The organism is Erwinia persicina NBRC 102418 (assembly GCF_001571305.1).
Classification (GTDB): domain Bacteria; phylum Pseudomonadota; class Gammaproteobacteria; order Enterobacterales; family Enterobacteriaceae; genus Erwinia; species Erwinia persicina.
Genome location: NZ_BCTN01000011.1, coordinates 26,469 through 39,071 on the forward strand (window position 1 = coordinate 26,469; position 12,603 = coordinate 39,071).

General features: G+C 57.7%; 10 protein-coding genes. 5 read left to right on the forward strand and 5 right to left on the reverse strand.

Going from position 1 to position 12,603, the window contains the following annotated elements:
* Window positions 1-103 precede the first annotated feature (103 nt).
* On the forward strand, window positions 104-1,486 hold the full coding sequence (locus EPE01S_RS13265) for a diaminobutyrate--2-oxoglutarate transaminase (RefSeq protein ID WP_062745849.1): 1,383 nt from the start codon (window positions 104-106) through the stop codon (window positions 1,484-1,486).
* 12 nt (window positions 1,487-1,498) lie between these two features.
* On the forward strand, window positions 1,499-2,962 hold the full coding sequence (locus tag EPE01S_RS13270; protein ID WP_062745852.1) for a pyridoxal phosphate-dependent decarboxylase family protein: 1,464 nt from the start codon (window positions 1,499-1,501) through the stop codon (window positions 2,960-2,962).
* Between the two features lie 60 nt (window positions 2,963-3,022).
* On the opposite strand, the gene EPE01S_RS13275 is transcribed toward EPE01S_RS13270, so the two are convergent.
* Window positions 3,023-3,679, reverse strand: a complete 657-nt coding sequence (locus EPE01S_RS13275) for a DedA family protein (RefSeq protein WP_062745854.1) — start codon at window positions 3,677-3,679, stop codon at window positions 3,023-3,025.
* Window positions 3,680-3,889: 210 nt separating this feature from the next.
* Window positions 3,890-5,080: a cystathionine beta-lyase gene (metC, locus tag EPE01S_RS13280; RefSeq protein WP_062745857.1), complete on the reverse strand. Its 1,191-nt coding sequence runs from the start codon at window positions 5,078-5,080 to the stop codon at window positions 3,890-3,892.
* Window positions 5,081-5,328: 248 nt separating this feature from the next.
* Between metC and exbB the strand changes: the two genes are divergently transcribed.
* Window positions 5,329-6,063 (forward strand): tol-pal system-associated acyl-CoA thioesterase, encoded by a 735-nt coding sequence (exbB, locus tag EPE01S_RS13285; RefSeq protein ID WP_062745860.1) that lies wholly within the window; start codon window positions 5,329-5,331, stop codon window positions 6,061-6,063.
* A 5-nt stretch (window positions 6,064-6,068) separates the two neighbouring features.
* Complete coding sequence (gene exbD / locus EPE01S_RS13290; RefSeq protein WP_062745862.1) at window positions 6,069-6,491, forward strand: TonB system transport protein ExbD; 423 nt, start codon at window positions 6,069-6,071, stop codon at window positions 6,489-6,491.
* Window positions 6,492-6,590: 99 nt separating this feature from the next.
* On the opposite strand, the gene EPE01S_RS13295 is transcribed toward exbD, so the two are convergent.
* Complete coding sequence (locus tag EPE01S_RS13295; protein WP_062745864.1) at window positions 6,591-7,910, reverse strand: MFS transporter; 1,320 nt, start codon at window positions 7,908-7,910, stop codon at window positions 6,591-6,593.
* A gap of 334 nt (window positions 7,911-8,244) precedes the next feature.
* Here EPE01S_RS13295 and EPE01S_RS13300 point away from each other — a divergent pair, with 334 nt between their 5' ends.
* Entirely contained in the window at window positions 8,245-9,138 is an 894-nt protein-coding gene (locus EPE01S_RS13300) for an SDR family oxidoreductase (protein ID WP_062745866.1), read from the forward strand.
* A gap of 52 nt (window positions 9,139-9,190) precedes the next feature.
* Here EPE01S_RS13300 and EPE01S_RS13305 read toward each other — a convergent pair whose 3' ends face one another.
* Together EPE01S_RS13305 and EPE01S_RS13310 are read right to left on the reverse strand one after the other, a co-directional pair.
* A complete protein-coding gene (locus tag EPE01S_RS13305; RefSeq protein ID WP_062745869.1) occupies window positions 9,191-10,180 on the reverse strand; it encodes a Csu type fimbrial protein in 990 nt (329 codons plus the stop codon).
* Window positions 10,177-12,603 (reverse strand): fimbria/pilus outer membrane usher protein, encoded by a 2,427-nt coding sequence (locus tag EPE01S_RS13310; protein WP_062745872.1) that lies wholly within the window; start codon window positions 12,601-12,603, stop codon window positions 10,177-10,179. Before EPE01S_RS13310 ends, EPE01S_RS13305 begins: the two co-directional genes overlap by 4 nt.

Below are 12,603 nucleotides of genomic sequence, written 5' to 3' on the forward strand. Positions count from 1 at the left end.
AAAAGCCATATATTGGCCGCGTTTTATGCATGGCCCACTTATTACTTAATTCAATTAATTCAACTGCGGCGTTAAACAAACCCCCGGTTGTAGGAGAGATATGATGACGGATAAAGTCCGTATTGATACTTTAGATGCCAAATCTTTTGATGGAAACAATGAGACCTATTTAGCCAGACAGGCTGAGTTTGAATCTAATGTAAGGAGCTATCCCCGTAAATTGCCGTTTGCAATTGCGAAAGCTCAGGGTGTTTGGATCACTGATGTTGAAAATAATCACTATCTTGACTGCCTTGCCGGCGCGGGAACGCTGGCGCTTGGACATAACCATCCGGACGTTTTACAGAGCATCCAGAATGTCATTACCAGCGGCTTGCCGTTACATACTCTAGACCTGACAACGCCGTTAAAAGACCAGTTCTCTGAATACCTGCTGTCCTTACTGCCAGGTCAGGGGAAAGAGTACTGCCTGCAGTTCACCGGCCCATCCGGTGCTGATGCGGTTGAAGCCGCGCTGAAGCTGGCGAAAAAAGTGACCGGCCGCGCCGGTGTGATCAGCTTCTCCGGTGGTTACCACGGCATGACCCACGGCGCGCTGTCCGTGACCGGTAACCTGTCACCAAAAGAAGCGGTCGATGGCATGATGCCGGAAGTGCAGTTTATGCCTTATCCGCACCAGTACCGTTGCCCGCTGGGGATTGGCGGTGAAGCCGGTGTTAAAGCGCTGACCTACTACTTCGATAATCTGATCAACGACGTTGAGAGCGGCGTGCGCAAGCCTGCGGCCGTGATCCTGGAAGCCGTACAGGGCGAGGGCGGGGTGAACCCGGCACCGGCCGAGTGGCTGCAGCGTATCCGTAAGGTCACTCAGGAACACGGTATTCTGCTGATCATTGATGAAGTCCAGGCCGGTTTCTGCCGTACCGGTAAACAGTTCGCCTTTGAACACGCGGGCATTGAACCGGACATCATTGTGATGTCAAAAGCCGTCGGCGGCGGTCTGCCTCTGGCCGTGCTGGGCATCAAAAAGCAGTTCGATGCCTGGTCTCCTGGCCACCATACCGGGACCTTCCGCGGCAACCAGCTGGCGATGGCCACCGGCCTGACTACGCTGAAAATTCTGAAAGACAATAACGTGGCGGCGAAAGTGGCAGAGCAGGGCGAGTGGCTGAAAGGCAAACTGGCTGAACTGCAGAAGCGCTATCCGGTGATTGGCCACGTTCGCGGTCTGGGCCTGATGATCGGTATTGAGCTGGTTAAGCCACAGGAAGCGGCGGATCATATGGGCTGCCATCCGGCCGACGGCGAGCTGTCCGCACTGCTTCAGAAGAAATGCTTCGAAAACGGTCTGATCCTGGAGCGTGGTGGTCGTCACGGCTGTGTGCTGCGTCTGCTGCCGTCCCTGTTGATCACCAATGAAGAGCTGGGTGTTTTCCTGGACAAATTCGAACACGCCCTGCTGTCTGCTGGCGTCAAACCTGTATAACTGGAGTAAGTGATGTCCCGGTTAAACCCGATTCTGGCCGCGTCAGCGCAAAGCACGGATGCGTATCAGCAAGCGATTAAACAGACCAGCGAAGCCGTGGTGCAGTGGCTGCAACAGCCTGAAATGTATCAGGGAAAAAGCGTGGCTGAACTGCGTGAGCGCATCCAGCTGGACTTCACCTCTCAGGGCCTGGGTAACCAGGCCGCGATTGAGCGTGCGGTCGAATTCTTCTTAAAAGACAGCCTGTCGGTTCATCACCCACAGTGCGTTGCCCACCTGCACTGCCCGAGTCTGGTGGTCAGCCAGGCGGCGGAAGTGCTGATTAACGCCACTAACCAGAGTATGGACTCCTGGGATCAGAGCCCGTCGGCTACCATTATTGAGGTGAAGCTGATCGAATGGTTGCGCACGCAGGTAGGCTACCAGCCGGGTGATGCCGGAGTGTTCACCAGCGGTGGCACCCAGAGTAATCTGATGGGCCTGATGCTGGCGCGCGATGCCTTCTTTGCGCGCATTGGCCATTCTGTCCAGCAGGACGGGCTGCCAGGCGATCTGAGCAAGATCAAAGTGTTCTGTTCCGAAAATGCGCACTTCTCCGTGCAGAAGAATATGGCACTGATGGGACTGGGTTACCGTTCCGTTACGCTGGTGAAAACCGACCGCTTTGCACGCATGGACGTCAATGACCTGGCGGAAAAGATTGCTCAGGCACAGGCCAACGGCGAACAGATTCTGGCGATTGTGGCCACCGCAGGCACCACTGACGCGGGGGCTATTGACCCGCTGCGGGCGATTGCCAGCCTGGCGGCAGAACATCAGATCTGGGTGCATGTGGATGCGGCATGGGGCGGGGCGCTGCTGCTGTCTGAGAAATACCGCGACTACCTGGACGGCATTGAACTGGTGGACTCCGTCACGCTGGACTTCCACAAGCAGTTCTTCCAGACCATCAGCTGCGGCGCGTTCCTGTTGAAAGAGGCACGTCACTACGAGCTGATGCGCTACCAGGCGGCATACCTGAACTCCGAGTTCGATGAAGCGCAGGGCGTGCCTAACCTGGTGTCCAAATCGCTGCAAACCACCCGCCGTTTCGATGCGCTGAAGCTGTGGATGGGCCTTGAGGCGCTGGGCCAGCAGCAGTACGCTGAAATCATCGACCACGGTGTTACCCTGGCGCAGCAGGTGGCACAGTACGTCACTGAGCAGCCGTCACTGGAGTTGGTGATGGAGCCACAGCTGGCCAGCGTGCTGTTCCGCTATCGTCCGGCCTCCCTGGCTGGCGCGGATGATGCGGCTATCGCACTGCTGAATCAGAAAATTGGTGATGCGCTGCTGGATTCGGGACGGGCTAACGTGGGAGTGACAGAATCGGACGGGGTAACCTGCCTGAAGATGACGCTATTAAATCCCACCGTCACCCTGCAGGATATTCAGGTCCTGCTGGCGCTGGTGGAAACCACCGCAGAGCAGCTGTAATCCGCTGACTGACGCGGGGCGGGCACAGCGCGCTGCCCCGCGTGATATCCAGCCCGGTCATTACCGGGCTTTTTTGCCTTTTACCACCAGGGCAATACTGCCGATCAGGCCAATCGTCAGCATGATCAGCGGCAGGATCATCAGACAGGCCATCACCTGATCTTCATGACGTTTAATAAACGGCACCTGACTGATGGTGTAACCAAACCCGACCAGAATCCCTACCCACAGCACACCACTCATCCAGTTAAAGAGCTGGAACCGCCCGTTTTTCAGGCCGGAAATCCCTGCCAGCGTCGGTAATATCGTCCGCACGAAGGCCAGAAAGCGGCCAACCAGCAGCGCCATCAAACCGTGGCGATTAAACAGATTCCATGCACGCTGGTGGTACTGTGCCGGTAAATGCAGCAGCCAGCCTTTGACCAGCCGGGTGTTCCCCAGCCAGCGGCCCTGGAGATACCCCAGCCAGCACCCGAGGCTGGCGGCTGTCGTCAGGATCAGCAATGTCGGAATAAACGCCATCACGCCTTTGGCAATCATCGCTCCGGCGAGCAGCAGCAGGCTGTCACCGGGTAAAAATGCGGCAGGTAACAGGCCATTTTCCAGAAACAGTGTCAGGAACATAATGCCATAGACGATCCAAATTACGTCCGGATTGGCCAGCGCGGCAAAATCCTGATGCCAGAGCGCCTGAACAATCTCGTGTAGTACACCCATTCGTTATCCCGTTAAACCCATGACCTGTCTTTTTTAACGCTCCCCATGCCAGTCGTGATGACTGAACCGGGTCAGACGGTGCCACCTCTCGCATCGATGAGGGTGGCGATGAAAACGTTGCTGCCTAGTGTACCTGCAAAAGCGCTCCGGCACCTTGATCAAAGGCGCGAACTCATTATCCCATTGATCAATTGTTGATGTTCATCGCCCTTAGCGGTTCAGGCGTGCAAAACCAGCCGCTAAATCCTCAATCAGATCGTCAACATTTTCCAGCCCGATATGTACGCGTACCAGGGTACCGGTAAAATCAATACCGCCCGCCGGACGGATGGCGGCCAGTTCTTCCGGCTGGTTAGCCAGAATCAGCGATTCATAACCGCCCCAGGAGTACGCCATACTGAAATGGCTGAAGTTATCCAGGTAGTCCGCCAGCTGAACATCACTCAGTCTTTCTTTCAGTATAAAGGAAAACAGACCGCTGCTGCCGGTGAAGTCACGCAGCCAGAATGCATGCCCTTTACACTGCGGCAGAGCAGGGTGATTCACCACGGCGACTTCTGGCCGTTCTGCCAGCCAGTGTGCAACCCGCAGGCTGCTCTCCTCGTGCTGCCGCAGGCGAACTGCCAGCGTACGCAGGCCACGGCTGGTCATATAGGCCGTATCGGCATCGGCCATCTGCCCCATCAGATAGGAGTTTTCCCGCAGCTGTTCCCAGCAGCGTTCGTTGGCGACGGCGGTGCCAATCATCGCATCCGAGTGACCAATCAGGTATTTGGTCCCGGCCTGAATGGAGATATCCACACCGAAGTCCAGCGCCCGGAAAAGGATGCCCGCGCCCCAGGTATTATCAATCATGATAATTGTTTCCGGGGCCTTACGGCGGATCGCCGCGACGATCGCCGGAACATCCTGTACTTCCATGGTGATCGACGCCGGGGACTCCAGGAATACTACGCGGGTATTGGGCTGGACGAGATCAGCGATCTCACTGCCGGTGCTGTGATCAAACCAGGTGGTGGTCACCCCCAGCTTACTGAGGATTTTGGTGCAAAAATCCTGCGTGGGCTCATACACGCTGCCGCTCATCAGCACGTTATCCCCGGCAGACACAAACGCCAGAATGGCATTGGAGACTGCCGCCGCACCGCACGGGTACAGCGCACAGCCGGCGCCGCCTTCCAGTTCGGCCATTGCCTCCTGCAGCGAGAAGTGGGTCAGGGTGCCACGGCGACCGTAGAACAGCTCACCGTCTGCCCGTCCGGCGGTGGCCCGTTTTTTATCGGCAACAGTATCAAAGACCAGCGACGAAGCACGCTGAATGACGGTATTCACCGACCCCTGGGTATAACGCTTGCCGCGTCCGGCACGAATCAGTGCCGTTTCAATTTTTTCGCTGCTCATAAAGTTCCTGTGTCATTTTCACCCTTTTTTTAACGTTAACACGGCAGCCGTCCACGCGGTATTGAGCATCAGTATAAGTGATGAAAATTCACCATCCGTGCCCGTGGGAGCGCCGCCAGTCAATAAATTGCGTAAAAAACAGCCAGAAAGTTGTAAATAGTAATGAGAACTACTATCAATTCCCGGTCTTTTTGGTATGATCTGTGAAGAATTTTTCGCTATCAACAATTAGACGTTGGAGACACAGCGTGACAAATGATTTGATGCAGATGGACCTGTCCGTCTGGGGCATGTACCAGCATGCAGACATCGTGGTTAAAGCGGTGATGATTGGCCTTTTGTTGGCATCGGTTGTCACCTGGGCCATTTTCTTCAGCAAAAGTGTTGAATTAAGCGCAGCGCGCAGGCGTCTCAAGCGTGAGCAACAGCAGCTGGCGAATGTCCGCTCGCTGGAAGAAGCCGCACAGGTCTGCGAGGGTTTCCAGGGCTACAGTCTCAGCACGCTGCTGATTAAAGAAGCGGAAAACGAGCTGGAACTGTCGGCCGGATCGGACGATAACAACGGTATCAAAGAGCGTACCGGCTTCCGCCTGGAGCGCCGTGTGGCAGCTTTCAGCCGTCACGCTGGGCGCGGTAACGGTTTTCTGGCGACGATTGGTGCCATCGCCCCGTTTGTCGGCCTGTTCGGTACGGTATGGGGCATCATGAACAGCTTCATTGGCATTGCGCAGACGCAGACCACCAACCTTGCGGTTGTCGCCCCCGGCATTGCCGAAGCGCTGCTGGCCACCGCGATTGGTCTGGTTGCCGCTATCCCTGCGGTCGTTATCTATAACGTCTTTGCCCGCACCATCGGCAGCTACAAAGCCTCGCTGGGTGATGTGGCCGCGCAGGTTCTGCTGCTGCAGAGCCGTGACCTTGACCTTGCAGCCAGTGAAAGCGCGCAGCGCGTTCAGCCAGCGCAGAAACTGCGGGTAGGTTAAGTATTATGGCCATGCGATTAAACGAAGATCTCGATAGCAACGGTGAAATGCACGAAATCAACGTCACGCCGTTTATCGACGTTATGCTGGTGCTGCTGATTATCTTTATGGTCGCCGCGCCGCTGGCCACCGTTGACGTTCGCGTCAACCTGCCGGCTTCCACCAGTTCCCCACAGCCGCGCCCGGAAAAGCCGGTTTACCTGTCTATCAAAGCGGATAACCAGCTGTTTATCGGTAACGATGCGGTGACGCAGGAGACGCTGGTGGAGACGTTAATCAGGCAGACCGAAGGCAAGAAGGACACCACCATCTTCTTCCAGGCCGATAAGACGGTTGATTATGAAACGCTGATGGGCGTCATGGATAAACTGCGCCAGGCCGGGTACCTGAAGATTGGTCTGATGGGTATGGAAACGACCGGTAAATAACACGCCATTCTGTCACTGTCTTATCGATAAACCAACGCGCAGGGGGCGAACCTTTTTCCGGTCGCCCCCTGCTGCTGACTGGCCCTCCGGCCCTGACCTCTACACCGTGATCGCCGGCTCTTTCAGACGCCGCACCTGATACTGCTTCACCAGCCGCTTAATCATCAGTGCCCCTGCCAGCCCACACACCGCAGCAATCGTCAGCCAGACGCCCGGCATCGCTTTATCACCGGTGACATGGATCAGATAACTGCACATTGCGGGCGTAAAACCACCAAACAGCGCGGTCGCCAGACTGTAAGCCAGTGAGAAGCCGGTCGCACGCACCTCGGCGGGCATCACTTCAGTCAGGTATACCACCATGGCCCCGTTGTAGCTGGCGTAAAGGAAGGAGAGCCACAGCTCGGCTTCCAGCAGATGCGACAGACTGGGCGACCCCACCAGCCAGTGCAGCACCGGCCAGGCGGTGAGGATCATCAGCACAGTGAACAGCAGCAGCAGCGGACGGCGGCCGTAGCGATCGGAAAGAGCGCCCATCACGGGCAGCCAGAACAGGTTTGAGATGCCAACGCACAGAGTGACAAAGAAGCTCTGCTTGTCGCTCATCATCAGTACGGTTTTACCGAACGTGGGTGTAAAGGCGGTGATCATATAGAACATCACCGTGGTGGTGACCACCATCAGCATACCGGCGAGGATCAGGGCCCAGTTACTGCCGACCGAGCGCATAATCTGGCCCATGGTCGGGTGGTGTTTGCGCTGGCTGAACGCTTCAGTTTCTTCCAGCATGCGCCGGATCCAGAACAGAAACGGGACAATCATACAGCCGATCACAAAGGGAATACGCCAGCCCCATTCGGTCACTTCCCCTTTATCCAGCAGATGGTTGAGCAGCAGGCCCAGCAGCGCGGCAAAAATCACGGCTATCTGCTGGCTCCCCGACTGCCAGCTGACATAAAAACCTTTCCTGCCCTTCGGCGCGATCTCCGACAGATAGACCGATACACCGCCCAGCTCGACGCCGGCAGAGAACCCCTGCAACAGGCGCCCCAGCAGGATCAGGATCGGCGCCGCCATCCCGAGGGTGCTGTAACCGGGTACCACCGCAATGGTCAGCGTGCCCATCGCCATCAGCCCCAGCGTCAGCAGCAGCCCTTTACGACGCCCGTGCTGGTCGATATACGCGCCGAGGATAATCGCCCCCAGCGGACGCATCAGGAAACCCGCCCCGAAGGTCATCAGCGTCAGCATCAGTGAGGCAAAGGGGTCATCACCGGGGAAGAAGGTTTTCGCAATGGCGGTGGCGTAGTAGCCAAACACCATGAAGTCATACATTTCGAGGAAGTTACCGCTGGTGACATTGAAGATCGTTTTCGCACCGCCTTGCCGCGATGTCCCTGTCGGGGTTGTTGTGGCCATTACCGCATCCTTTGTCTGTTTTTTCTCGTTTTTACCCTGCGGGAGGGGGCGGTGAATGTGATGGCGATCACTGTGTTAATTTACTGTTTGTTGACATTAGTAACCAAAAATTAACAGGAGATAAAAAAGCACAGCTCCGCACATATCCGGACGCGTATTTGCCGCTGCGTTGGGTTAATGTTCATATTTAGTTATATTTTTTTGCATTTTCACACCGCCTTTTTTTTACCAAAAATCAGGAGGATGGCCGTTCTGCCGGTTTCTCTTCTCGACAGTTTCTCTGTGCTGACTAGCCTTACTGGTGAACAAAACTGTTATAAACCCAGGAGGAACCATGGCCGACCAATATGAAATGCAGAATCCTCTCACGCAGTATCCTGCCACGGAATATCCTAAACAGCGTCAGCCCGCTCCGGGCGTGCAGGCCGATATGCAGCCCCGGCCTGACTGTGGTGAAAACAGCTATCGCGGTAGCGATCGATTGAAAGGGCGCAAAGCGCTGGTGACCGGGGCCGACTCCGGCATCGGGCGCGCGGCGGCGATTGCCTATGCCCGCGAAGGGGCTGATGTGGCCCTCTCTTATCTGCCTGCAGAACAGAAAGATGCGGAAGAAGTGGCAAAACTGGTTGAGCAGGCCGGACGCAAAGCCTTCCTGCTGCCTGGCGATGTCAGTCAGGAGGCGTTCAGTAAGAAGCTGGTGGAAGACGCCCGCGAACATCTCGGCGGGCTGGACATCCTGGCGCTGGTGGCCGGTAAGCAGGTGGCGGTAGAAGATATTGCTGACCTGACCACGGAGCAGTTCCGCAAAACCTATGAAACCAATGTGTTTTCGCTGTACTGGATTACTCAGGCTGCGATCCCGCATATGCCGCCGGGGGGCAGCATTATCACCACGTCCTCCATTCAGGCCTATCAGCCCAGCCCGCACCTGCTGGACTATGCCTCGACGAAAGCCGCTATCCTTGCCTACACGCGCGGGCTGGCGAAGCAGATCATCGATAAAGGCATCCGCGTGAACTGCGTGGCACCGGGCCCGATCTGGACGGCACTGCAAATCGCCGGGGGGCAGACCCAGGATAAGATCCCGGAATTCGGTCAGCAGACACCAATGAAAAGGGCAGGCCAGCCCGCTGAACTGGCGCCGGTCTATGTCTATCTGGCTTCTCAGGAGTCCAGTTACGTCACCGCCGAAGTCCATGGCGTTACCGGCGGTAACCATCTGGGTTAACCGCCTGCGGCGGGGCGACAGCCCCGCCCGACCTGCCTGATGAGCGGCCTGCTCAGAACGATAAATCCACCGTTACCGTATCACTGTAATTTCCTGCTACCGGCGTGGCCTGATTTGTCAGCACCTGCGCATTGTAATTAAAGGTACGCGTTAAGCCGTCGCCGCTGACGGCATTTGCCGCGGCACTGGCCATCCGGTCAGGAGCCGTACTGCCCCAGCGAGAGGTTCCTGATCCTTTATAAATCTCATAGGCCAGCTTCCCCGTTGTGGTAGCGCTGGTCATATAGCGCTGCGTCCCCACGGCGTTCAGGCCGTTACTCAGACCCACCGTATAAGTGCTGCCTTTCGTACAGATGACATTAATCGACTGGCTGATGCTGTTAAAGCTGCCGACCAGCGGTGCGCTGCCAAAGCTGACCGCCGGGGCGGTAATGGTGGTGCAGTCTTTGGAAATCGCCATGTTAACGATAATGGACTGTGCGCTGGTGCCGGTCTGCTGCGACCCCAGCAGGCAGGCCCCCAGCAGACCGACGCCGGTACAGACATCGTAGTTCACCGTCACCGTCAGTGTGACGGTGTAGTTTCCCTCCGCCACCACGGCACCCGGCACTGTTCGCAGATAAAGGGGGACATTAAATACCACCTGTCCGACGCCACCGATGTTCAGGCCGAGCAGTTGGCTGCGGGACAGGGTATAAATTGTGCCGCTGAGCCCCAGTTCGTTGCTGCAGTTAACATCGGAACAGAGCTGCAGCGGGATCAGATCCGTGTTCAGCTTCAGTGCCCCCCGACTGCCCGTGGTGGCAACGGCAGTGGCTCCGGTCAGCTGCAGCTTGATGCTGTCGCTGGAGAGCAGGGCCAGTACACCGCCACCGCAGTTGACGGTGATATTGCGCTGAACAGTGCCTGGCGTGGTATTGACCGTAAACGAGCTGACGCCGCCAAAGCTGGCCGTCACCGTGGGCGTGGTACAGGCTGCCATGGCGGGCAGCGTGCCCGCCATCAGCAGGAGTGCGCTATACAGCAGCAGTCGGATTGTCATGGTGTGTTCCCATTGGGTGGGGGTGGCAGTGTGCAGATCAGCGGACCGTAAGTGGTCAGGGAGGCAGGACGTCCACCGGACAGCGTGAGCACGGTGTCACAGCGGCGTCCGTCCGGCGTTGTCGCATGAATCGGATTCTGTGCGGCCAGATTCTCCAGCCAGGTAATACCGTCCCAGCCGACAAATGTTGATGGCTGGTCAGGGCGATCGATCTGCGTCGACAGCGGCAGCGGCTTACCCTCCTGGTCGTGCAGGATCACGCTGGCGGCGCGCAGCGGTTCAATCGGGAAGTGCAGCAGGTAACCGCTCTGTCGCCTGACGGAAAAACGCTGCTCGACGCTGCTGGCGGCCATATTTGCCGGCAGATCGAGCGTGTCGATATCATACTTTGCCGGATAATAGGAGCTCACCTGCGGCACCAGCAGATAGCCATTTTTGTCGGTTTTGCCCATCAGCTGATTTTCAAAGCGGACGTTGATGGCCGGGTAATCGGTTTTCACCAGTACAAAGGCATCCGTCACCTGGTTGGCGGCAAAGACGCTGCCGTCCATCAGCACCAGCGAGCCGGAGATATCGGCAAATTCCGTACTGTAGCGATCGTCACCGTAGAAGCCCGCTGACGTTTCTACCTTCTGGTCCCGCCAGCGCACACTGCCCTGACGATAACTGCCGCCCTCGCTCTGATTGGCCACCGAGGCATCCCAGGCCAGACCGCCGTCGGTAGGCATGGCGTGTGACAGGCTGAGTCGCTCTGAGGTGCCTCCCTGTTGATTACGCTCCACGTTGACGCTGGCGCTGCTCAGTTCACCGAAGGGAATGGTCAGGCCAATCGCACCGGACCAGTCGCCGCGCTCCCGATCGCGGCTGGCCGAGACGTACAGGTTCGAGCTGCCCCACAGGCTTTTGCTCCAGGACAGGTTCATCAGCCGGGTGCGGCTGCCGTCACCGCTGGTAATATCAATCAGCGCCGCGCCGACGCTGCCAAAGCGATCCAGCGACACGCTGGCGTTATACTGGGCGCTGCGACGGCTGAGGGTGTTGAACTCTGTGATCTCATTGCTGTTTTCCCGGTCGGCATACAGAGCGAGGTTGCCAAAGCCGGTGGTGCGCTGAGTTTGCTGCATCCCGAGGCTGAAGCGGCTGGTGCTGTACTGATAGCCCCAGCCGTACTGTCTGCCGTGGTCGCCCTGCATCTGGCTCTGGCTGACTGAGCCGTTAACCACGCCGTACGCTCCCAGCTTTAACTGCATCCCCGCCCCTCCCAGCGCCAGCGACGGGGCCGCCTCGGCGTGACTTTCCAGCGTCAGCCAGTCTGTCAGGCCGTAGCGGTAGGATCCGCTGGTCGCGGCAGAGCCATAATCAAAGTTCTTCAGACCATAGTTCTGGCGCAGAGCCCCGGCAGAGAGGGCGTAATCAGAGAGGCCCGTTTTCAGCAGGTCGCTGGCAACATAGAACGGCAGCGTGGTACTGATGCGGCGGCCCTGGGCATCGGTGGTGACCACCACGGCGTTCCCGGCCCCGTTGACAAACGGCATATTGGTCAGCGAGTAGGGCCCCGGCTGGACATTGTTAGAGCTGGTTTTATAACCGTTAACGAACAGATCCACCGTGGAAGGAACCGCCGCCTGGCCGGAGAAGGAGGGCAGCGGATAGGTCACCAGATCGGGGCGCAGTGAGAAATCACGGCCCACCTGAATCCCGCCCAGACGCACGCTGCTGCTCCACGCCAGCGAGTCGCTGATCAGATCGCCGACCTGCCAGTTCAGCGCATTCTCTTCATTCTGACTGGACCACCAGCTGTCATAGCGGATGTAGCCATTTTTCAGATAACCCGTTTCGCCGGAGAGCTGCTGCTGATAGTTACCGTTACTGATGAACTGGCCGTACCCCCCGAACAGACGCAGCTCATTCCAGGCGGAAAGGCGGGAACCGCCGCCAGTGGTATGGCTGGTATACAGGTCGTAGTTGAACAGCGCCCCGTTACTGCTACGTCCTTCATAGCGTGGCCCGTTACGGGTCGTTCCGGCAAAGGTTTGTACAGGTAGCCATTCCGGCGGAACCGTCAGCGAAATGCGCTGGCGCTGGCGGTCATAGTCGACCCTGACCCGATCAAGGGTAGAGACATCCATTAATGATGAGGTGATATGCGCGGTCGGGATACCGGCCTGCTGCAGGTCAGCGGCGCGCAGCAGGTAATGGCCGTCACGAAACTGAACCGGCACCACCAGCCCACGGTCGTCATCGTTGACCACCAGCCCCAGCATAAAGGCCTGATCGTTCGCCGTGGTGGTACTACTGGCACCGGGCGGGGGCGGTAGCGAGGTATAGATTTCCGCACTGCCGGTCAGCGGGGACAGGCAGGTCAGCAGGCCGGTGAAGGCCAGGGTGCAGTGCCCTCCCGGCACCGGACGGTATCTGTTCAT

Excerpts from the sequence above, each read along its gene's own strand:
- EPE01S_RS13265 (WP_062745849.1), top strand. The coding sequence starts at position 104 with ATGACGGATAAAGTCCGTATTGATACTTTAGATGCCAAATCTTTTGAT.
- EPE01S_RS13270 (WP_062745852.1), top strand. The coding sequence starts at position 1,499 with ATGTCCCGGTTAAACCCGATTCTGGCCGCGTCAGCGCAAAGCACGGAT.
- EPE01S_RS13275 (WP_062745854.1), bottom strand. The coding sequence starts at position 3,679 with ATGGGTGTACTACACGAGATTGTTCAGGCGCTCTGGCATCAGGATTTT.
- metC (WP_062745857.1), bottom strand. The coding sequence starts at position 5,080 with ATGAGCAGCGAAAAAATTGAAACGGCACTGATTCGTGCCGGACGCGGC.
- exbD (WP_062745862.1), top strand. The coding sequence starts at position 6,069 with ATGGCCATGCGATTAAACGAAGATCTCGATAGCAACGGTGAAATGCAC.
- EPE01S_RS13295 (WP_062745864.1), bottom strand. The coding sequence starts at position 7,910 with ATGGCCACAACAACCCCGACAGGGACATCGCGGCAAGGCGGTGCGAAA.
- EPE01S_RS13300 (WP_062745866.1), top strand. The coding sequence starts at position 8,245 with ATGGCCGACCAATATGAAATGCAGAATCCTCTCACGCAGTATCCTGCC.
- EPE01S_RS13305 (WP_062745869.1), bottom strand. The coding sequence starts at position 10,180 with ATGACAATCCGACTGCTGCTGTATAGCGCACTCCTGCTGATGGCGGGC.
- EPE01S_RS13310 (WP_062745872.1), bottom strand. The coding sequence starts at position 12,603 with ATGAACAGATACCGTCCGGTGCCGGGAGGGCACTGCACCCTGGCCTTC.